The organism is Castellaniella hirudinis, assembly GCF_042651965.1.
GTDB classification, from domain to species: Bacteria; Pseudomonadota; Gammaproteobacteria; order Burkholderiales; family Burkholderiaceae_B; genus Castellaniella; species Castellaniella hirudinis.
On the sequence record NZ_JBHSDY010000002.1, the window covers coordinates 325,989 to 347,519 of the forward strand.

General features: G+C 67.5%; 18 protein-coding genes. 10 read left to right on the top strand and 8 right to left on the bottom strand.

The window, feature by feature from the left end:
* Positions 1-88: 88 nt before the first annotated feature.
* The 5 genes from ACFO0J_RS03665 to dacB all read right to left on the bottom strand — a co-directional run bounded on the left by ACFO0J_RS03665 (position 89) and on the right by dacB (position 5,220).
* Positions 89-1,255, bottom strand: coding sequence for an acyl-CoA dehydrogenase family protein (locus ACFO0J_RS03665; protein ID WP_376811696.1), 1,167 nt, complete (start codon positions 1,253-1,255; stop codon positions 89-91).
* 1 nt (position 1,256) lies between these two features.
* Positions 1,257-2,111 carry an enoyl-CoA hydratase family protein gene (locus ACFO0J_RS03670; protein ID WP_376811697.1) on the bottom strand — a complete coding sequence of 285 codons (855 nt, stop codon included), beginning with the start codon at positions 2,109-2,111 and terminating at the stop codon, positions 1,257-1,259.
* The gene (locus ACFO0J_RS03675; protein WP_376811698.1) at positions 2,104-2,685 is read right to left on the bottom strand and encodes a MarR family winged helix-turn-helix transcriptional regulator; all 582 of its coding nucleotides are present in this window, start codon (positions 2,683-2,685) and stop codon (positions 2,104-2,106) included. Before ACFO0J_RS03675 ends, ACFO0J_RS03670 begins: the two co-directional genes overlap by 8 nt.
* 64 nt (positions 2,686-2,749) lie before the next feature.
* The gene (locus tag ACFO0J_RS03680; protein ID WP_376811699.1) at positions 2,750-3,520 is read right to left on the bottom strand and encodes an SDR family NAD(P)-dependent oxidoreductase; all 771 of its coding nucleotides are present in this window, start codon (positions 3,518-3,520) and stop codon (positions 2,750-2,752) included.
* Between the two features lie 245 nt (positions 3,521-3,765).
* Positions 3,766-5,220 (bottom strand): D-alanyl-D-alanine carboxypeptidase/D-alanyl-D-alanine endopeptidase, encoded by a 1,455-nt coding sequence (dacB, locus tag ACFO0J_RS03685; RefSeq protein WP_376811700.1) that lies wholly within the window; start codon positions 5,218-5,220, stop codon positions 3,766-3,768.
* A 184-nt stretch (positions 5,221-5,404) separates the two neighbouring features.
* On the opposite strand from dacB, the gene queA reads away from it, so the two are divergent.
* The 5 genes from queA to secF all read left to right on the top strand — a co-directional run bounded on the left by queA (position 5,405) and on the right by secF (position 10,990).
* Positions 5,405-6,478 carry a tRNA preQ1(34) S-adenosylmethionine ribosyltransferase-isomerase QueA gene (gene queA / locus ACFO0J_RS03690; protein ID WP_376811701.1) on the top strand — a complete coding sequence of 358 codons (1,074 nt, stop codon included), beginning with the start codon at positions 5,405-5,407 and terminating at the stop codon, positions 6,476-6,478.
* Positions 6,475-7,611: a tRNA guanosine(34) transglycosylase Tgt gene (tgt, locus tag ACFO0J_RS03695; protein WP_376811702.1), complete on the top strand. Its 1,137-nt coding sequence runs from the start codon at positions 6,475-6,477 to the stop codon at positions 7,609-7,611. Before queA ends, tgt begins: the two co-directional genes overlap by 4 nt.
* Positions 7,612-7,731: 120 nt before the next feature.
* Positions 7,732-8,073, top strand: a complete 342-nt coding sequence (yajC, locus tag ACFO0J_RS03700) for a preprotein translocase subunit YajC (protein WP_376811703.1) — start codon at positions 7,732-7,734, stop codon at positions 8,071-8,073.
* A gap of 64 nt (positions 8,074-8,137) precedes the next feature.
* Positions 8,138-10,009 (top strand): protein translocase subunit SecD, encoded by a 1,872-nt coding sequence (secD, locus tag ACFO0J_RS03705; protein WP_376811704.1) that lies wholly within the window; start codon positions 8,138-8,140, stop codon positions 10,007-10,009.
* Between the two features lie 45 nt (positions 10,010-10,054).
* Positions 10,055-10,990: a protein translocase subunit SecF gene (gene secF / locus ACFO0J_RS03710; RefSeq protein ID WP_376811705.1), complete on the top strand. Its 936-nt coding sequence runs from the start codon at positions 10,055-10,057 to the stop codon at positions 10,988-10,990.
* A gap of 137 nt (positions 10,991-11,127) precedes the next feature.
* Here secF and sorU read toward each other — a convergent pair whose 3' ends face one another.
* Together sorU and sorT are read right to left on the bottom strand one after the other, a co-directional pair.
* Positions 11,128-11,469 (bottom strand): SorU family sulfite dehydrogenase c-type cytochrome subunit, encoded by a 342-nt coding sequence (sorU, locus tag ACFO0J_RS03715; protein WP_376811706.1) that lies wholly within the window; start codon positions 11,467-11,469, stop codon positions 11,128-11,130.
* 30 nt (positions 11,470-11,499) lie between these two features.
* The gene (gene sorT / locus ACFO0J_RS03720; RefSeq protein ID WP_376811707.1) at positions 11,500-12,735 is read right to left on the bottom strand and encodes a SorT family sulfite dehydrogenase catalytic subunit; all 1,236 of its coding nucleotides are present in this window, start codon (positions 12,733-12,735) and stop codon (positions 11,500-11,502) included.
* 262 nt (positions 12,736-12,997) lie between these two features.
* Between sorT and miaB the strand changes: the two genes are divergently transcribed.
* Genes miaB through lnt form a run of 5 tightly spaced genes read left to right on the top strand, consistent with a single transcriptional unit; the run spans position 12,998 to position 18,609 of the window.
* Complete coding sequence (gene miaB / locus ACFO0J_RS03725; RefSeq protein WP_376811708.1) at positions 12,998-14,467, top strand: tRNA (N6-isopentenyl adenosine(37)-C2)-methylthiotransferase MiaB; 1,470 nt, start codon at positions 12,998-13,000, stop codon at positions 14,465-14,467.
* Positions 14,464-15,528, top strand: a complete 1,065-nt coding sequence (locus ACFO0J_RS03730; protein WP_376811709.1) for a PhoH family protein — start codon at positions 14,464-14,466, stop codon at positions 15,526-15,528. The genes miaB and ACFO0J_RS03730 overlap by 4 nt, the downstream gene beginning before the upstream one ends.
* Positions 15,518-16,003, top strand: coding sequence for an rRNA maturation RNase YbeY (gene ybeY / locus ACFO0J_RS03735; RefSeq protein WP_376811710.1), 486 nt, complete (start codon positions 15,518-15,520; stop codon positions 16,001-16,003). The genes ACFO0J_RS03730 and ybeY overlap by 11 nt, the downstream gene beginning before the upstream one ends.
* A gap of 52 nt (positions 16,004-16,055) precedes the next feature.
* On the top strand, positions 16,056-16,937 hold the full coding sequence (locus tag ACFO0J_RS03740; protein WP_376811711.1) for an HlyC/CorC family transporter: 882 nt from the start codon (positions 16,056-16,058) through the stop codon (positions 16,935-16,937).
* Positions 16,927-18,609: an apolipoprotein N-acyltransferase gene (gene lnt / locus ACFO0J_RS03745; protein WP_376811712.1), complete on the top strand. Its 1,683-nt coding sequence runs from the start codon at positions 16,927-16,929 to the stop codon at positions 18,607-18,609. The genes ACFO0J_RS03740 and lnt overlap by 11 nt, the downstream gene beginning before the upstream one ends.
* Here the strand turns inward: lnt and ACFO0J_RS03750 are convergent.
* Complete coding sequence (locus ACFO0J_RS03750) at positions 18,564-21,443, bottom strand: EAL domain-containing protein (RefSeq protein ID WP_376811713.1); 2,880 nt, start codon at positions 21,441-21,443, stop codon at positions 18,564-18,566. The two genes, lnt and ACFO0J_RS03750, sit on opposite strands and share 46 nt — an antisense overlap.
* Between the last annotated feature and the right edge of the window lie 88 nt (positions 21,444-21,531).

Below are 21,531 nucleotides of genomic sequence, written 5' to 3' on the forward strand. Positions count from 1 at the left end.
TATTATTAATTTATATATGAAATAAATAGCTGTCAATGCGGGATGACCACATGCCTGCTGCTTTCGGCATGCGGCCACCCGGCCGGGCTCACCCCTGCAAGGGCTTCAACAGTTCCCGGGCAATGATGAGCTGCTGCACTTCGGTCGCGCCTTCGTAGATTCTCAGCGCCCGGACGTCCCGGTACAGGCGCTCGACCGGTTGTTCGCTGACGACCCCCAGGCCGCCGAACATCTGCACGGCCGCATCGATCACCTGCTGGGCGTTTTCGGTGGCCGTCATCTTGGCCATGGCGGCCTCGCGCGTCACCGTCCGCCCCTGGTCCCGCAGCCAGGCGGCCCGGTACGTCAGCAGGGCCGCGCTGTCGATCGCGGTCGCCATCTGGGCGAGCTTGGACTGGGTCAGTTGGAAGTCCGCCAGCACGCCCTTGAACATGCGCCGGGTCACGGCGCGCTGCAAGGCCTCGTCCAGGGCGCGGCGGGCAAAGCCCAGCGCCGCGGCGGCCACGGAAGTCCGGAACACGTCCAGCGTCCGCATGGCGACCTTGAAGCCCTCGCCGGGCGCGCCCAGGCGCCGGCTCGCCGGGATCCGGCATTGATTGAAGCGCAGGCGGGCCAGCGGGTGCGGCGCGATCACTTCGATGCGCTCGGCGATTTCGAAACCCGGCGTCCCGGCGTCCACGATGAAGGCCGAAAGACCGCGCGCGCCCGGCGCCTCGCCGGTGCGTGCGAAGACAACGTAGAAGTCGGCGATGCCGCCGTTGGAGATCCAGGTTTTCTCGCCGTCGAGGATGTAATCGTCCCCGTCCGCACGCGCGGCGCAGGCCATGGCGGCCACATCGGAACCCGCATCGGGTTCGGACAAGGCAAAGGCGGCGATCGCCTGGCCGGCGGCCACGCGCGTCAGGTAGTCCTGGCGCTGGGCCTCGGTGCCGTGCAGGGAAATCGCCCCCGAACCCAGGCCCTGCATGGCAAAGGCAAAGTCGGCCAGCCCGGAATGACGGGCCAGCGTTTCACGGATCAGGCAGACGGCGCGCGTGTCGATCGCCGGCCCGAAGCCGCCGTGCGCCGTCCCCGCGACTGCGTGGCGCAGCCAGCCGCCGGCGCCCAGCGAACGCACCAGGGCCTTGCAGGCGTCGTCGACGTCCCGGCCATGTTCCTGGGACACGTTCGCCGTCGCCCACGCATCCAGCGCCGCCGCCAGTTCGCGGTGACGATCCTCGAAGAACGGCCATTCCAGGTATGCGGTGTCTGCCATCTCAGTCTCCCTCGAAACGAGGCTTCTGTTTGTCGACGAAGGCGTGATAGGCCCGCGCGAAATCCTGGGTCATCATGCAGATCGCCTGCGCCTGGGCCTCGGCCTCGATGGCTTGTTCGATCGTCATGGCCCATTCCTGGTGCAGCATGGTCTTGGTGATGCCATTGGCGAAACTCGGCCCCTGGCACAGTTGCGCCGCCAGCGCCTGGGCCTCGGACAGCAGTTCTTCCGGCGCGCAGAGACGGTTGAAATAGCCCCAGCGCTCGCCTTCGGCGCCGCCCAGGCTGCGGCCCGTATACAGCAGTTCACTGGCCCGGCCCTGCCCGATCAGGCGCGGCAGGATGGCGCAGGCCCCCATGTCGCACCCCGCCAGGCCGACACGGTTGAACAGGAACGCGGTCTTGCTGCGTTCGGTGCCCAGCCGCAGGTCGGACGCCATGGCCATGATGGCCCCCGCGCCGGCGCACACGCCGTCGACCGCCGCCACGATCGGCTGCGGGCAGGCCCGCATGGTCTGGACCAGTTCGCCGGTCATGCGCGTGAACATCAGCAGTTCCGGCGCCTTGAGCCGGATCAGCGGGCCGATGATTTCATGCACGTCCCCGCCGGAACAGAAATTGCCGCCCGCGCCCGTCACCACGACCGCCTTGACGTCGTCCGCCCATTTGAGGCGATGGAACAGGTCCCGCAGCTCGGCATAGCTTTCGAAGGTCAGCGGATTCTTGCGCTCGGGCCGGTTCAGGGTGATGGTCGCCACCCCCTCGTCGACGGCCCATAGAAAGTGCTCCGGCTGTTCACCCGCCATGGGCCGGCGGTTGCCCGCCAGCAAACCCGGGTCGATCCGATCATCAGTCATGCGTTTTTCTCCTGGAAGTGGCGCGCCCCGCCTTGTGGGCGCTCGCCTCGATTTCCTCCTGGCGCTGCGCGAGCCGCACGCGCAGATGCCCCAAATGCTCGTACAGGGCTTCCTTGTTCTCCAAGGGCAGATCCCTGAACATGTCGGTCAGCCATTGTTCGTGCTCGACCGCCATGCGGGCGAATTCCGCCCGGCCTTTCTCACTCAGCAGCACCCGCCAGGAACGCCGGTCCTCCGGGTCCTCGATGCGCTGCACCATGCCGTCCTTGACCAGTTGATCCGTCAGCCCGGTGACATTGCCCCCCGTCACCATCAGGTGACGGGACAGCACGCTCATGCGCAGGCCGTCCGGGTGGCGATCGAGCTGGGCCAGGTAGTCGAAGCGCGGCAGGGAGGTGGCAAAGCGCACCCGCAGCAGCAGACGGATCTGCCGCTCGATCTGGGCGGAGCAGGCCAGCAGGCGCAGCCACATCCGCACGTCCAGATGGTCGTCCATCTGCGCGCGCGCCTCCAGCCCGATGTGTTCCTCGCCCAGCGACTCGACGAGACGGAAGTTTTTGGCTAGTTTGGCCATCGACGGCTTTCCTTTCAGACGTTCAGACTCAGGTTCGGACACTCGTTCGGACGCATGTCCGGGCTCACATGACCTCGCCGCCGCTGACCGAAACCGCCTGGCCGGTCACGGCGGCCGCACGCGTCCCGCACAGCCAGACGACGGCATCCGCCACTTCGTCCGGATCGACCAGCCGCCCCTGCGGGTTGACCTTGGTGAACTCGTTGCGCGCGGACTGCGCGCTGCGGCCGGTCTTGGCCGCGACCCGTTCGACGCTGGTGCGCACGATGTCGGTATCGGTGTAGCCCGGACAGACGGCGTTGACCGTCACTCCCTTGGCGGCCAGCTCCAGCGCCAGCGACCGGGTCAGCCCGATCACGCCGTGCTTGGCCGCGCAATAGGCCGACACGTAGGCGTAGCCTTTCCGGCCCGCCGTGCTGGCGACGTTGACGATCCGCCCCCAACCGGCGGCCAGCATGTCCGGCAGCACCGCCTGGGTGCACACCATCGTCCCCGTCAGATTGACGTGCAGCATGCGCTGCCACAGGTCGATGTCCATTTTCAGAAACGGCGCGCTTTCCGCCTGGCCGGCATTATTGACCAGCACGGTGATCGGCCCGAAGCGGGCGCGGGCATCCGCCAGGGCAGCGGTCATCTGAGCGGCGTCGGCCACGTCGGCCGCCACCGCATGCAGATGCCCGGGGTCTTGCGCCGCCAGCGCCTGGGCGGCCTGCAAGCCGCGGCCCAGGACCGTCACGTGATGCCCTTCGGCCGCCAGGCGCCGGACGATGGCCGCGCCGATGCCCCGGCTGCCGCCCGTGACCAGGGCATGGCGAGGCGCCTGCCCGCCGCTCATGACCGGCCTCCGGCCGGCACAGGCGGCCGATGCGAGCCGGCGAGGCCGCCGATGGGGATGGTCTTCATCTCACGCTTCCTCCTGGGCCACACGGATGCATCCGCTCCGGTCGCCGCTCATGGCTTCATTTAGTTTATTTCTTATTAATTTATAAATGAATTAGTTGCCTGTCAAGACATCCATGATTTTTCATGGACCGGCGCGGTCACGGCAACAGCCGATCGCGCGCCGGACGGGCGGCCGCCTCAGCGCGCCGCCAGCCACTCGACGAGCGCGTCATCGAATGGCCGGACTGCGGCCGCGCCCGGGTTGTTGACCAGGCTGACCAGGATGTAGCGCTTGCCGCTGGCGCCGCGCACGTAGCCGGCCAGCGCGCGCGAATCGCGCAGAGTGCCGGTTTTCAGGTGCGCCTGGCCGCGCGTGTCCTCGGAACGCAAGCGGCGGCGCACGGTGCCGTCCACCCCCGAAATCGCCAGCGAAGAGACGAATTCGGGCATCATCGGCGAACGCCAGGCCACGTCCAGCATCTGCGCCAGGCCGCGCGCCGTGATCCGGCCCTGGCGCGACAGGCCCGAGCCATTGTCCAGCGTCCAGCCCGTCGTGTCCACCCCCTGATTCTTCAGGACTTGCCGGACCGCCTGACCGCCGCTTTCCGGGGTGGCGCCCGAACCGTTCAGCTCCGCGCCCAGGGTCAGCAAGGTCATGCGGGCCATGACATTGTTGCTGTGCTTGTTGATCTGGCGGATCACGTCGGCCAGGGACGGCGAGTCGTGCCAGGCCAGCACCGCGCCCTTTGCGGGCGCGCGCCCCTCGCGCACGCCGCGCGACAGCGTGCCGCCCAGCTCGCGCCAGAGCAGGCGGAACAGGGCCTCGAAATGGTCGCCCTGCTTGCCGGCCAGCCGGTATACGCTGAACTCGCCGCACGAGCCGACGGCCTTGCCGGACACCCGGATAACGGATTGCGGGCCTTCGGGCCGCACGTCGGCCGCCACGATGGGCGAGCCCTTGCACACGCCGTCCAGCCATTCGAGCTTGCCGTCGACGCGCACGTCACGGGTCGGCGGATCGAGCACGGGAATCCACTGGCGCGCCTTGGCATCGGGCAGGAACACCAGCCGGGTCGCGCCGAAATTGACCATCATCGCGTCGGGGCTGGCGTTATAGGGACGATCCGGCGCGTCGTCGAAACTGCCCGGATCGATGGCCACATCACCGAACAGGCCGCGATCCACCACGACCTCGGACAGGTTCTTCACCCCCCTCAGGCGCAATTCGCGCAGCATGTTCCAGAGGTCTTCCTGGCGGAACCAGGGGTCGCCGGCCGCCTGAACGTAAAGCGGCCCTTGCAGCGTGCCCTGGTCATCGACGCGGGCGCCCGGGTCGGACAGAAAGCGGGTGCGCCAGGTGTAGTCCGGCCCCAGGGCCGACAGTGCGGTCCAGGTCGTCACGGTCTTCATCACCGAAGCCGGATTGCGCGGCTCGTCGGCCTGGATCCGGACGAGGACCGGGCCGCCGGCCTCGCGGACTTCCAGCGACAGGGAGGACATCGGCAGTTTCGTGGCCGTCCAGGCCTTTTGCAGTTCCGGCGGCAGCGCCTGCGCGCCCGCGCCCAACGACACCCCCGCGAGCAGGCATGCCGCCAGCCCCGCGCCCAGGCGCCGCCGCCATGACTTCCACCTCATCCGTCCCGCCAATTGCATACCATCACCTGATCAAGCGGCAAAAAAACAAAATAGCAGCATAATCTAAAGTCGCCGGCCCGGATGCGGCCAGATGCAACGGCCGATACGCGTCCCGGGGCGCGCCGGTGACATCAGACTAAAATACGCCTCCATCCCCAAACTGTTTCCTCCCCGGGTGTCCTCGCAGGCATTCGGACCGCCCGTGACTGATTCCCTCGATATTGCCCAGTTCGACTACGAACTGCCCCCCGAACTGATCGCCCAGCATCCCGCCGCGCGGCGCGACGCCAGCCGGCTGCTGCATCTAGACGGTGCCGGCGGCCTGCACGACCGGCAGTTCACCGACCTGCCCGGCCTGCTGCGCGCCGGCGACCTGCTGGTCTTCAACGACACCCGCGTCATCAAGGCCCGGCTGCGCGGCCGCAAGGACAGCGGCGGCCAGGTCGAAGTCCTGGTCGAACGCATCACCGAACCCCGGCGCGCCCTGGCGCACGTGCGCGCCAGCAAGTCGCCTCGTCCCGGCACGCGGCTGATCCTGGCCGACGGCGCCATCGAGGCCACTGTCCTGGGCCGCCAGGACGAACTGTTCGAACTGGCCTTCCCGGCCCCCGTGCTGGCATTGCTGGACCGCCACGGCAGCGTGCCCTTGCCGCCCTACATCACGCACGGCGCCGATGGCGAGGACGAGGCGCGCTACCAGACTGTCTACGCCGACAAGCCCGGCGCAGTCGCTGCGCCGACCGCCGGCCTGCACTTCGACCAGGCCATGCTCGACCGCCTGGAGGCCCTGGGCGTGGCACGGGCCTTCGTCACCCTGCACGTGGGCGCGGGCACCTTCCAGCCGGTGCGCGTCACGCGCATCAGCGAGCACATCATGCACGCGGAACGCTACGCCGTGCCGGCTGAAACCCTGCGCCGCATCCGCGAGACCCGCGCGCGCGGCGGGCGCGTGATCGCGGTCGGCACCACCAGCGTGCGCTCGCTGGAAGCCGCCGCCCGCGACGGCGACGGCGAGCACGCCTGCGAAGGCGACACCCGGATCTTCATCACGCCCGGCCACCGCTTCGCCAACGTCGATGCCCTGATCACCAATTTCCACCTGCCGCAATCGACGCTGCTGATGCTGGTGTCCGCCCTCGCGGGCATGGACCCGATCCGCCGCGCCTACGCCCACGCCGTGCAGGCGCGCTACCGCTTCTTCAGCTACGGCGACGCCATGTTCATCGAGGCCGCCCAGGACCTCGCCGCCGCTCTCTCCCAGAACCAGACCTCATGACCGGACTCCGATTCGAACTGCTGCACACCGACGGCGCCGCCCGGCGCGGCCGCCTGACGCTGAACCACGGCGTCGTCCAGACCCCGATCTTCATGCCCGTGGGCACCTACGGCAGCGTCAAGGCCATGCTGCCGCACGAACTGAAAGAGATCGGCTCCCAGATCGTGCTGGGCAATACCTTTCACCTGTGGCTGCGCCCCGGCACCGACATCCTGGACCGCCACGGCGGCCTGCACGGTTTCATGCAGTGGGACCGGCCGATCCTGACGGACTCCGGCGGCTTCCAGGTCTTCAGCCTGGACGGCATGCGCAAGATCACCGAAGAAGGCGTGCGTTTCGCCTCGCCCATCGATGGTTCGCGCCTGTTCCTGACGCCCGAGGAATCGATGCGCATCCAGCGCAGCCTGAATTCCGACATCGCCATGGTGCTGGACGAATGCACGCCCTACCGCATCGGCGACCGCCCCGCCACCCACGAAGAAGCCGCGGCCTCGATGCGCATGTCGCTGCGCTGGGCGCGCCGTTCGCGCCAGGCCTTCCAGGACCTGGATAATCCCAACGCCCTGTTCGGCATCATCCAGGGCGGCATGTACGAGGATCTGCGCGACGAATCCCTGGCCGGCCTGACGGAGATCGGCTTCGAGGGCTATGCCATCGGCGGCCTGTCGGTGGGCGAACCCAAGGAAGACATGATGCGCGTGCTGGCCCACGTGACCCCGCGCATGCCGGCCCAGGCGCCGCGCTACCTGATGGGCGTGGGCACGCCCGAGGACCTGGTCGAAGGCGTGAGCCGGGGCGTGGACATGTTCGACTGCGTCATGCCGACCCGCAACGCGCGCAACGGCTGGCTGTTCACCCGCTACGGCGACATCAAGATCCGCAACGCCCGCTACCGCGACGACACCCGCCCGCTGGAACCGGGATGCGCCTGCCACACCTGCAGTCATTTCTCGCGCGCCTACCTGCACCATCTGCAGCGCGCCGGGGAAATCACCGGCGCCCGCCTGAACACCCTGCACAATCTGCATTTCTACCTGCACCTGATGGCGGAGATGCGCACGGCCATCGAAGAAGACCGCTTCGAGTCCTGGCGCGCGGCCTTCCATCGCGACCGGGCGCGCGGCATCGAATGAAGACAGAAACGCGGGCGGTGCCATATCCCGCTACAATCAAGAGTTAATTTCGTTCACGAGTCGGCCGATTGACCGCCTCGTACCCATCCATCGAACCCCATAGCCCCCGCAGGAGCCTCCATGTCCCTCGTCGACACCCTGACCCTGATCCCGGCCCAAGCCGCCGGCGAAGCGAACCCGCTGATGAGCATGCTGCCCATCATCCTGATGTTCGTCATCCTGTACTTCCTGATGATCCGTCCGCAGATGAAGCGCCAGAAGGATCACAAGAAGATGGTCGAGGCGCTGGCCAAGGGCGATGAAGTCATTATGTCGGGCGGCGTGCTGGGCAAGATCAGCAAGGTCAGCGACAACTACCTGACCATCGAAATCTCCCAGGCAGGCGACAAGGCCGTGGAAATCATCGTGCAACGCAGCGCCGTCACCACCGTGCTGCCCAAGGGCACGATCAAGTCGCTCTGATCCGCCCGGCGGGCGCCGGCGTCCGGCGCCCCGTCCCATTCAGACCTGCCTCACCTGATCGACCATGAACCGCTATCCCCTCTGGAAATACCTCATCGTTCTGGCCGCCGTCCTGATCGGCGTGCTCTACACGCTGCCCAATCTCTACGGTGAGTCCCCGGCAGTCCAGATCGCGGGGGCGAAAACGGCCGTCAAGGTCGATCAGAACACCCTGGCCCGGGCCGAACAGGCGCTGAACCAGGCCGGCATCCACCCGACCGCCGGCTCGTTCGAGATGAACGGCCCGGTCGGCACGGTGCGGCTGCGCTTCGACTCCACCGATACGCAGCTCAAGGCCAAGGACCAGATCGAAAAGGCCCTGAACCCGGACCCGCAGAACCCCGATTACACGGTCGCGCTGAACCTGATGTCGGCCTCGCCGAACTGGCTGACGTCCCTGGGCGCCCACCCCATGTACCTGGGCCTGGACCTGCGCGGCGGCGTGCACTTCCTGCTCCAGGTGGACATGCAGGGCGCCCTGACCAGCCGCTACGACTCCATGGCCGGCGAAGCCCGCACCACCCTGCGCGACGCCAAGCTCAAGGCCGAGGACGTCGAGCGCAACCAGCAGTCGGTGCGCGCGACCTTCGCCACCCAGGCCGACCGCGACGCCGCCGTCGACACGCTGCGCCGCGCCATGCCTGAAATGGTCTTCACCACCGGCCAGTCCGGCGACCAGTGGCTGGTGGACGGCACGCTCAGCCCGGCCTCCATCACCCAGGTCCAGGACAACGCCCTGAAGCAGAACATCCAGACGCTGCACAACCGGATCAACGAACTCGGCGTGGCCGAGCCCGTGATCCAGCAGCAGGGCGGCGACCGCATCGTGGTGCAGTTGCCCGGCGTCCAGGACGTGGCCAAGGCCAAGGACATCCTGGGCCGCACCGCCACCCTGGAAATCCACATGGTGGACGATTCGCCCACCGCCACGGCCGCCCTGGCCTCGGGCCGCGTGCCCTTCGGCCTGGTGCGCTACGAGGACCGCGACGGCCGCCCCCTGCTGCTGCGCCGCCAGGTGATCCTGACCGGCGAAAACCTGCAGGACGCCCAGCCCGGCCGCGACCAGCAGACCCAGCAGCCCACCGTCAACCTGACGCTGGACTCCAAGGGTGCGCGCATCTTCCGCGACGTGACGCGCGACAACATCGGCAAGCGCATGGCCATCGTGCTGTTCGAAAACGGCAAGGGCGAGGTCGTCACCGCCCCGGTGATCCGTTCCGAAATCCCCGGCGGCCAGGTGCAGATTTCCGGCAGCATGAACGCCCAGGAAGCCGCCGACGTGGCCCTGCTGCTGCGCGCCGGCTCGCTGGCCGCGCCGATGCACATCATCGAGGAACGCACCATCGGCCCCAGCCTGGGCGCCGCCAACATCAAGCAGGGCTTTGATTCGACGCTGTACGGCTTCATCGCCATCGCGATCTTCATCATCCTGTACTACCACTTGTTCGGCCTGTTCTCCACGCTGGGCCTGAGCTTCAACGTGCTGCTGCTGCTGGCCGTCCTGTCCATGCTGCAGGCCACGCTGACCCTGCCCGGCATCGCCGCCGTCGCCCTGACCCTGGGCATGGCCATCGACGCCAACGTGCTGATCAACGAGCGCATCCGCGAAGAACTGCGCGAGGGACTGCCGCCGCAGCAGGCGATCCACCTGGGCTTCGACCGCGCCTGGGCGACGATTTTCGACTCCAACCTGACCAGCCTGATCGTGGGCGTGGCCCTGCTGGCCTTCGGCTCCGGCCCGGTGCGCGGCTTTGCCGTGGTGCACTGCATCGGCATCCTGACCTCGATGTTCTCGTCGGTGGTCGGCGTGCGCGCCCTGGCGAACCTGTGGTACGGCCGCCAGCGCAAGCTGAAGACGATCTCCATCGGCCAGATCTGGAAACCCAAGCAGGACTGACGGGCTCACGCCCCAGCCCGTCCACCCCGCACCCCAGGACACATCATGGAATTTTTCCGCATCCACCGCACCATCCCGTTCATGCGGCATGCGCTGATCCTGAACATCATCAGCCTGCTGACCTTTCTGGCCGCCGTCTTCTTCATCGCCACCCGGGGCTTCCACCTGTCGATCGAGTTCACCGGCGGCACGGTGATGGAAGTCCACTACGAGCAGACCGCGCCGGTGGCCGACATCCGCACGGCCATCGACGCGCTGGGCTATACCGACTTCCAGGTGCAGAATTTCGGCACCTCGCAGGACGTGATGATCCGCCTGCCGGTGCGCCCCGATGAAGACACCGCCACCCAGAGCCGCACCGTGCTGTCGGCCCTGCAGGCCCAGCACGCCGACGTGCAGTTGCGCCGGGTGGAATTCGTCGGGCCGCAGGTCGGCCAGGAACTGCTGCACAACGGCCTGATGGCGCTGCTGTTCGTGGTGGTGGGCATCATGGTCTACCTGGCGATCCGATTCGAATGGAAGCTGGCCGCCTCGTGCGCGCTGGCGAACCTGCACGACGTGGTGATCATCCTGGGCTTCTTCGCCTGCTTCCAGTGGGAATTCTCGCTATCGGTGCTGGCCGGGGTGCTGGCGGTGCTGGGCTATTCGGTCAACGAATCCGTGGTGGTGATGGACCGGATCCGCGAAAACTTCCGCAAGCAGCGCAAGGCTTCGGTGCGCGAAATCATCAACACCTCGATCACGCAGAACATTTCCCGGACGATCATCACGCACGGTTCGACGCAGATGATGGTGCTGTCGATGTTCTTCTTCGGCGGCCCCACGCTGCACAACTTCTCGCTGGCCCTGACGATCGGGATCTGGTTCGGGATCTACTCGTCCGTGTTCGTGGCCGCCGCCCTGGCCATGTGGATGGGCATCAAGCGCGAAGACCTGGTCAAGCCGATCAAGAAGGACGGGCCGGAAGTGGAACTCGGGTAAATCCGTTTCCTTTCCGCCTGATTCCAGGGCCGGCGTCTTCGGACAGCCGGCCCTGTTTTTTTGGTTCTTGATCCGCACGCGGCGACGGGCGATTCCCCGCCGCCGCGCGCTCCGTCAGGACAGCGACAACGTCCCTTTTAGTGCGGATGCGTGGCCCAGACCACATAATCCGCCACGGTCTCGCGCTGTTCCTGGGTCAGGGTTTCAGCGAAGGACGGCATGGCGCCGCCGCCGTCCCGCAGCGCCGCCAGCACCTGGTCCCGATCGGGCTGCAGTTCGTCCAGATTCGGTCCGATGGGCCCCGTCGCCTGTGCGTCCTCCAGCGTATGGCAGACCGCGCAGGCCGGGGTCGCGTTCTTCTGGAACAGCACCCGCCCCTCTTCCAGCCGCGCCGCATCAGGCGTACCAGCCCATGCGGCGCCGCCGGCCGCCAGGCCCAGCGCGCCGCACAGCGCGGCGCGGCCAGGCCAGACCTTCAAAAGCAATTTCCAGTTCATCGCCCCGCGCACTCAGACCACCTCCAGTTCGATGCTGTGATCCAGCCAGCTATTGTTGTTGTAGCCCCGGTTGTTGTCCTGCCGTTCCTTGGGCTGGGCGTCGCCCTTGTCATTGGTCGCCCGGGTAGCGATCTGGTATTTGCCGGGTTTCAGGTCCACGGCCAGCGCGAAGGTGCGCCAGGCGTAGCGCCCCATGTCGGGACCGAACGAGTCGGCGGCTTTCCAGGTCTGGCCGCCGTCGAGGGAAACCTCCACTTCCTTGAGCGCATGGAACCCGCCCATCGCGACGCCCGACAGCACCACGCGGCCGGCCGGCTGCGGCTTGCCCGGCTCGTAGGGCGAGGTGATCCAGGAATTGACCGGCATTTCCCAGATCGAGGGGTATTTGTCCGAACCCTTTTCCCCCACCGGATAGAAGCGGTAGCTGCTCTGCTGGATCTTGGCCGGCGACTGTTCCGCCGTGAAGGCCAGGTGCCGGATGTACTTGATGTTGTTCACGCCCATATAGCCGGGCACGATCAGGCGCAGCGGGCCGCCATGCGCCAGCGGCAAGGCGGCGCCATTCAGTTCCCAGGCCAGGACGGCGTCTTCCATCGCCTCGACCGGTACGGAACGCTCGACTCTCACGGTATTGGGATCCACGCCTTCCGGCAGGATCTCGCCGCCCGTGCTGGTCATGTATTTCATGCCGCCCGCGACGCCGCCCAGGGCCTTGACGACGTCCTTGACCGGCACGCCGGCGAACACGACGCAGCCGGCGGCGCCGACCGTCCATTGAGTGCCGCTCGGCTTGTGCGGAAACCAGGCCCGTCCGTTGCCCGAGCATTGCAGCACCATGGTGACGGCCGTCAGGCCCAGGCGCTTGAGGTCGGCCACGGTCAGGCTGCCCGGCCGGGCGACGCCTGAGACCTCCAGCGACCAGGCATCAGGGTCTTTGACGATGTCGGCCGAAGGCGGATTCAGGTTGTTGCGCACGTACAGGCGGTTGCTGGGCGTGATGGTGCTGTGGCCAAAGTCCTCGCGCCGCAATTCGATGGTGTTGGCGCTGTGCACGACCATGGCGTCCGCGTCTTTCCACGCGGCATATTCCGGCAGGGCTTTGCCACCGCCCGCTGCGGCTTTGGCGGGCGGGTCCTGACGCACGCCGTCGGCCAGCACGGCCCCCGGCAAGCCCGCCAGGGCGGCAAACCCTCCACCGACGGCCAGGGCGCGGCGGCGCCCGGGATTCACGAGATACGGATTGCTCATGCCTGTCTCCCTTGTCATCCGGCCGGCCTGCGATACCTACCCATCTGGATCGCGGCGGTCGAATCGTTGGTTTTTCTACTGATCCTGCTTTGGGTAATTTCCTTATAACCCATGGTTTGTTGAATCTTCAACCATAGCGGAGTCCGAGCGCGCCCCGTGATCCCAAGCCGCTGCCGCACGTCATTGCCATATGACCGTCCACGGTACAATTCAGGGTTTCCATCCTTCGCCCCCGGGATATAAACCCGTCACGGCCCCCACCATGCAAGAAACCTCTCTGCGCCGCCCGGGCGTCACGCCCGCGCCTGCCGCCGCCGCTCCCGCCGACACCGCCCAGGACCAGGCCCTGGCCGCCCTGCTGCAACCCGCCGAACCGGGACGCACCAAAAAACTGTTCATCCGCACCTTCGGCTGTCAGATGAACGAATACGACTCCGAAAAAATGGCTGACGTGCTGCACGCGGCCAAGGGGGTCGAGCTGACCCAGACCCCGGACGATGCCGACATCATTCTGTTCAACACCTGTTCGGTGCGCGAAAAGGCTCAGGAAAAGGTCTTTTCCGACCTGGGCCGCGTACAGCACCTGAAAAAGCAGAACCCCGACCTGGTGATCGGCGTGGGGGGCTGCGTGGCCAGCCAGGAAGGCGAGGCCATCGTGCGCCGCGCGCCCTATGTGGACGTGGTGTTCGGCCCCCAGACCCTGCACCGCCTGCCGGACCTGATCGACAAGCGCCGCGCCACCGGCCAGTCGCAGGTGGACATTTCCTTTCCGGAAATCGAAAAGTTCGACGCCCTGCCCCCCGCCCGGATCGACGGGCCGTCAGCCTTTGTCTCCATCATGGAAGGCTGCAGCAAATACTGCAGCTTCTGTGTCGTGCCCTACACCCGGGGCGCCGAGGTTTCGCGGCCGTTCGATGACGTGCTGGTCGAAATCGCCGACCTGGCCGACCAGGGCGTGCGTGAAGTCACGCTGCTGGGCCAGAACGTCAACGCCTATCGGGGGCCGGCCGGCGACGGTGGCGAGATCGCCGACTTTGCCATGCTGCTGGACTATGTCCATGACATCCCCGGCATCGAGCGCATCCGCTACACCACGTCCCACCCCAAGGAAATGACCGCGCGGCTGATCGAGGCCCACGGCCGCCTGCCCAAGCTCGTCCCCTTCCTGCATCTGCCGGTCCAGGCCGGCAGCGACCGGGTGCTGGCGGCCATGAAGCGCGGCTACACGGCGCTGGAATACAAGTCCATCATCCGCCGCCTGAAGGCCGCCAGGCCCGACATGACACTGTCCTCGGACTTCATCATCGGCTTTCCCGGCGAGACCGAGGCCGACTTCCAGAAGACCATGGATCTGGTGCGCCACGTGGGCTTCGACCAGTCCTTCTCCTTCGTGTATTCGCGCCGTCCGGGCACCCCGGCGGCCGACCTGCCCGACGACACCCCCGAAGCCGAAAAGCTCGACCGTCTGTACCGCCTGCAGGCCCTGATCAACGACCAGGCCGCCGCCATCAGCCGTTCCATGGTGGGCGGCGTCCAGCGTCTGCTGGTCGAAGGCCCCTCGAAAAAGGATCCTCGCGACATGAAAGGCCGCACGGAAAACAACCGCATCGTCAACTTCGCCGGCCAGCCGCGCCTGATCGGCCGGATGGTGGACGTGCGCATCACCGAGGCGCTGACCAACACGCTGCGCGGCGAAATCGTCACGACCGACAGCGCGCAGGTGAGCGCATGAGCATAAAAAGCCACCCGACCGCCGCCGCCCGACGCGCCCCCGGATCAGCCCCGGCTCCCGCCCGGCCCTCCGCCGCCAAAGCCCGGCCGCTCTCGCTGCAACTGGACGCGGACAACACCCATCTGGCCAATCTGTGCGGACCGCTGGACGAAAACCTGCGCCAGATCGCCCAGGCCTACGGCGTGGAAATCAGCCGGCGCGGCACCCGCTTCGCGATCCGGGGCGCCCAGGCGCGTCCGGCCGCCGGGGCGCTGCGCTGGTTCCACGAACGCGCCGCCTCGGCGCCGTTGTCCCTGGACACCCTGCAGCTCGGCCTGGTGGAACTGGGCGCCCGCGCGGGCGAAGTCCTCAGTGACACGCCTGCGCTGCCCGAACTGCCGCCGGTGGACGACGCCAGCCTGAGCCTGCGCACCCGCAAGACCGATCTGCGGCCGCGCACCCCGCGCCAGCGCGACTATCTGAACGCCATCCTGAAGCACGACGTGACCTTCGGCGTCGGCCCCGCCGGCACCGGCAAGACCTGGCTGGCGGTGGCCTGCGCCATCGACGCGCTGGAGCGCGAATCGGTGTCCCGGCTGGTGCTGACGCGCCCGGCCGTGGAAGCGGGCGAACGCCTGGGTTTCCTGCCCGGAGATCTGGTCCAGAAGGTCGATCCCTATCTGCGACCGCTCTACGATGCGCTGTATGACCTGCTGGGCTTTGAAAAGACCCAACGCCTGTTCGAAAAGCAGACCATCGAGATCGCGCCGCTGGCCTACATGCGCGGGCGCACGCTGAACCACGCCTTCATCATCCTCGACGAGGCGCAGAACACCACGCCGGAACAGATGAAGATGTTCCTGACGCGGATCGGCTTCGGCAGCAAGGCCGTGATCAACGGCGACCCGTCCCAGGTCGATCTGCCCAAGGGCCAGCAGAGCGGCCTGCTGCACGCGCTGGACGTGCTCGACGACGTGGCGGGCATCGCCCAGACGCGCTTCACCAGCCGCGACGTGGTGCGCCACCCGCTGGTGGGCCGTATCGTCGAGGCCTACGAAAAAGCGGGCGACCATGTATCCTGACTTCAATCTGTCGATCCAGTACGCGGTCGAAGCCCCGGCGCTGCCGCGCTGGCGCCTGCGGCGCTGGGTGGGGCGCGCGCTGGCCTTTGCCCTGGCGCCCCCGGAGCCGCGCGCCGGCAGCCCGGTGGTCCTGACCCTGCGCCTGGTCGACGCCGAAGAAGGCCGCGCACTGAACGCCGCCTGGCGCCAGCGCGATTACGCCACCAACGTGCTCACCTTTGAATACGGCGCGGACCCCAGCGGCCTGATCATGGGCGACATCGTGCTGTGCCTGCCGGTGCTGGAACGCGAGGCGGCCGAACAGGGCAAGCCCCTGCTGCATCACGCCGCCCACCTGGTCACGCACGGCGTGCTGCACGCCCTGGGCCATGACCACATCGAGGCCGACGAGGCCGAGCGCATGGAAGCGCTGGAGACCCGCATCCTGGCGGCCCAAGGCATCCCGAACCCTTACGCCGACGACGAACGCGCCTGAAACCGATCGTTTATCGGTTATGCTACAAGATCCTCTACTCGTCCCCAGGACAATGCCAGACCCCCACGCCCCCGACCCGGAGCCTCGAACGCCCCGGCCCGCGCGTTCCCTGCTTTCCCGCTTCAAGGCCCTGCTGCGCCCCGCACCGCCCGCTGACCGCGACAGCATCCGCGCCGTCCTCGAAGCCGCCCACGACCACTCCGTTCTCGACGGAGAATCGTATGCGATGATTTCCGGAGCCCTGGCGGTCGCAGACAAGACCGTGGCCGACATCATGGTGTCGCGCGCGCGCATGGACCTGCTCGACATCTCCCGGCCGCTGCCGGAACTGATGCCGACCATCACTGAAACCGGCCATTCGCGCTTTCCCGTCTACGAGGGCGACCGCGACAATATCGTCGGCGTGCTGCTCGCCAAGGACCTGCTGCTGGCGCTGGCCGATCACGCGCTGGACATCCGCGCGCTGGTGCGCCCGCCCGTCTTCATCCCCGAATCCAAACGCCTGAACGAACTGCTGCACGAATTCCGCGTCAGCCGCAACCACCTGGCCATCGTCATCGACGAGCACGGCGGCATCTGCGGCCTGGTGACCATGGAAGACGTGCTGGAGCAGATCGTCGGCGACATCGAGGACGAATTCGACGACGAGGACGAAAAGACCTTCTTCCGCACCGGCGAAAACAGCTGGCGCGCGATGGGCATCGCCGAAATCGAAGACTTCAACGAAGCCTTCGGCGTCGAACTGTCCGATGAGGACGCCGATACGCTCAACGGCTGGCTGGCGGCCGAACTGGGCCACATCCCCCGGCGCGGCGAACGGCTCGAACGCCACGGACTGGTCTTTACCGTCGTCAGCGCCGACGGCAAGCGGGCGCGCTGGCTGCACATCCAGCGCCTGGACCCGCACCCCCCTCCCACGGAACATGCCGCCTGAATCCACGCCCGCGGCAGAAGTCAGTCTGCCGGCCGCGCGGCGCTCCCGGCGCGCGCCCCTGGCGGCGCTGCTGGCCGGCGGCCTGCAAGCGCTCTGCTTCGCGCCCGGCCCTCTGCCGGCCTGGTGTCTGCCTTTCGTCCAGATCGCCACACTGGCCGTCCTGGCCGCCCTGACCTTCGGCGCCGACCGCCCGCGCCAGGCGGCAGGCCTGGGCTGGTTGTTCGGCCTGGCCCAGTTCGGCATCGGCGTCTACTGGCTGACCATCAGCATGCACACATTCGGCGGCCTGCCCCTGCCGCTGGCCATCGCCGCCCTGCTGCTGTTCGCGGCGGCCATGGCCGCCTACGCGGCAGGCGCCTGCGCCCTGACCGCCTGGCTGTGCGCCGGTCACGGCCGACCTGAACAGCGCGCGCCGCGCCAGATCCTGAACGCCGTCGCCTGGGCTTCGGCCTGGACGCTGGCCGAATGGCTGCGCGGCACGCTGTTCACCGGCTTCACCTGGCTGAACGCCGGCTATGCCCATGCCGAGGGCATGTTCGCGGCCTGGGCGCCCTTCGCGGGAGTCTACGGCCTGGCCTGGCTGTCGGCATTCGCCGCCGCCGCCGTCGCCCTGATGGCCCGCGCCAAGGACACCGCCTACGACCGCAGCGCCGCCGCTGTGGTGGGCCTGGCGCTGCTGACCGGACTGCTGGGCATTGTGTGGGGCTACATCCCCTGGGCCCGCCCGCTGGGCGAGCCCCTGATGGTGCGGCTGGTCCAGCCGGCCACGCCTCAGTCCGAAAAATTCCAGCCCGAGCTGTTTCTGCCTACACAGACGCGCATCCGGCAACTGGCCGCGCTGGCGCCCAAGAGCGAGGCGGACCGCCCCGCCGTGGTCATCCTGCCGGAAACCGTGCTGCCGATCTTCCAGGATCAGGTGCCCGAGTCCGTCTGGCAGCCCTGGCGGGCCGCCGCCGAAACGATGCAGGCCACCTTCGTGCTGGGCGTGCCGCTGCACCTCGCCGCCCCGACCGGTGACCGCTATACCAACGGCGCCATCGCCCTGCGTCCGCAGCGCGCGGACGCATCGGCAGCCGGCCCCGCCTGGCATTACGACAAGCATCATCTGGTGCCCTTTGGCGAATTCATTCCGCCCGGCTTTCATTGGTTCGTGCGCGCGCTGAACATCCCCCTGGGCGACTTCGATCGCGGTCCGGCGCGCCAGCCGCCGCTGGCCGTCGGCGGCCAGTTCCTGGCCCTCAACATCTGCTACGAAGACGCCTTCGGTGAGGAAATCGCCGCCACGGTGGCCCCGGACGGCCCCGACGCACCGGGCGCCAGCATCCTGGTCAACCTGAGCAATCTGGCCTGGTTCGGCAATAGCTGGGCGCTGCGCCAGCATCTGTGGATCGCCCGCATGCGCGCCCTGGAAACGGCGCGCCCCATGGTGCGCGCCACCAATACCGGCGCGACCGCCGTCATCGACGCCCGCGGCCAGGTGCTGGGCGCGCTCGATCCGGGCCGCCCGGGCGTGCTGGACGCCGAAGTCCAGGGCGCCCAGGGACTGACGCCCTACGTGCGCTGGGGCAATCTGCCGATCCTGATCTGGACACTGCTGGGCCTGCTGCTGGCAGCCCGGGCGCGGCGCTACCCCCCGGCCTGCCCCCGCAGCCGCTGCTCGAACGCCGCCTGATCCAGCGGCTCGTCGAACCAGTAGCCCTGGCCCTCGTCGCAGCCTGCCGCACGCAGCAGTTCATATTGGGCCTGGCGGGTGATGCCTTCGGCCGTCACCCGCAAGCCCAGCCGATGGGCCAGCGTGATGATGGCTTCGCTGATCATGGGGGCGGATTCGCCGTCCAGCAGCCGTTCGGTCGTCGCGCGCTCGAGCTTGAGCGTCTCGAACGGCAGCTCGTGCACCGCCAGCAGCGCCGGCATGCCGATCGACACGGCCCCGACACTGAAGCGCAGCCCGGAATCATGCAGCCGCCGCAGGCGGTCCTGCACCTGGGGATCCTCGGTCATCAGCATCTGCTCGCTGAGTTCCAGCACCAGGCAGTCCGGTGACAGGCCCAGCGCATCGAACATCCCGAACAGCGCATCCAGGCCGGTATCCTCCAGCCCGAGCTGGCCGGGCGAGACATTGATCGTCAGGCGCAGATCCGGCGCCAGTTCCCGGCGCCAGCGGGCCAACTGACGGATGGCCTCGCGGAAGACCCAGTCGCCCAGCGGCCGGATCAGCAGGCGTTCCTCGGCGAAGGGAATGAAGTCTGCGGGCGCGATCACACCGAATTCCGGATGCCGCCAGCGCAGCAGGACCTCGGCCTGGACGATACGCCCCGTCCGGAAGGCATGGATGGGCTGGAACAGCAGGAAGAACTGTTCGTCCTCGATGGCCTGCGGCAGGGCGTACATCAGGTCACGCTGCATGCGCGCGCGTTCACGCATGCTGCGGTCGAAATAGTGGAAGCAGTTCCGGCCGGAGTCCTTGGCGACGTACATCGCCATGTCCACGTGGCGCATCAAAGCCTCGGCGTCCTCGGCGTCCTGGGGATACAGCGCCACCCCCAGGCTGGCCGAGACCCGCAGGGGATCACCGCCCAGGCGGTAGGGCTCGGTGATCCGGTCGAGAATGGCGGCGCACAGCGCGTCGATCTGCGCCTTGTCGGGCGTCCCCCCCAGAATGACGACGAACTCGTCCCCGCCCAGGCGCGCCACGAAACTGGTCTCCGGGGTCGCGCAGGCCTGCAGGCGCCGGGCGACCTCGACCAGCAGGCGGTCGCCGGTCGCATGGCCCATGGAATCGTTGATTTCCTTGAACAGGTCCAGATCCAGAAACATCAGCGCCAGGGACTGCCCCGACTGATCGGCGGACTGGACGGCGGCCTGCAGACGCTCGTTGAAATATTGCCGGTTCGGCAGGCCGGTCAGGGGATCGTGGTGCGCCTGGTTCCAGATCTGGGTCTCGACCTGCTTCTTCTGGGTCACGTCGCTGAGCATCGCCACCCGGCAATTGACCGAACCGTCGTGATTCCAGGCGGTGTCCATGACCACACGCTCGGCGTAATCCTCGCCCGACTTGCGCTGGCTCCAGTATTCGCCTTCCCAGCGCCCCTGGGTATTGATGGCGTGCCACATCTCGTCGTAGAAATCACGATTGTGGCGGCCGGGCCGCAGCAGGGGCAGCAGCTCGCCGGCGATCTCGTCGGGCCAGAAGCCCGTCATCCGCGAATAGGCGGGATTGACGTCGATGACCACACCGGCCGAATCGGTGATGACGATGGCCTCGCTGCTGTTCTCGTAGGCGATGGCGGCGAGCTGGGCCGAAGATTCGGCCTGCTTGCGCTCGGTGATGTCCTGGACGATCCCGATGATGGAGACTTGTTCGCCCACCCGCACGGTCGAGCTGAATACCTCGATGTCGATCTCCGAACCGTTCTTGCGGCGGCCGTGGCGCTCGAAGCGCAGCGTGCCGTCCCGCCGGTTCTGGCTGGCCTTGATCGATTCGGCCATCAGGAAACGCTCACGCGGCACCACGATGCTCAGCAGCGTCATGCTGTCGATCATCTCGCGCGGCTCGTAGCCGAAGATCTCGGCCATCTTGTGGCTGACGAACGTGAAGCGCTCGTTCTCGACCAGGAAGATCCCCACGATCGAATTCGACGTGAGGCCCTGGAAAATGGTGTCGGCCCGCAGCAGCCCGGCCTGGTCCTCGCGCATCTTGGCCAGCAAGTCATGGACCTGCCGGATGCCGTCGTTGAAATCCCGTGCCACCTGGCCGAGCTCGCCCCGCCCCCGATACGCAATCCGGGTGTCGTAATGTCCCCGGACCAGTTCACGGCTGGCGACCCGCAGTTCGCGCAGCGGCTGGACCAGATGGCGGCGCAGCAGCAGGTACAGGCCCAGCAGCAGAATCAGGTCCAGCAAGGCCAGTCCGCCGCCGATCAGCAGCGCGCGGTCTTTGCCCTGACGCAGCAGGGGCAGCAGGACGTCGGCGCAGGCGTCCAGCGTGCCGAGCATGGTTTCGGCATCGTCGGCCAGCCACTGGCGCTGGACGGCCTGCGGCAGTTCCTGCGCCTCGGACGGGTGTTCGTCGCGCACATAGGTGCCCAGCAGCGCGGACTGCAAGCGGCCACGCAACGTAGCCCAATCCCGCCGGATCCGGGGCAGGAAGTCACGCGCGGCCGATTGCGCCAGCGCAGGAATCTCGCGGCCGTCGATGACGCCGCCCTGGTCCAGGGCCTGCAAGGCCCGGTCCATGATGTCCATTTCCTGGCTGAGCTGGCCGGCTTGCACCACGGCGCCGTCGGACATGCGCATCGCCCGCACCGCCAGTTGCTGGCTGGTGGCCCGCATGCGATCCAGCGTGGCGACCTGATCGAGCGCGCCTTCGTAACGCGACAGCAGGGAATTGACGGTAATGGCGTTGCCCAGCACGAAGGCCAGCATGAGCAGGGAAAAAACGGCCACCACCGTCCCCGCCCCAAAAAGGCTCTGGGCCGTCGGCCAGACCGCACGCGATGTATTCATGCCTTCCCTGTGAGATGAATGACGGCGGTAGCCTATGTGCGGCCAGGGTCGCCATCCTCCGCCATGTTACTGGATGCGGGGGAAAGAA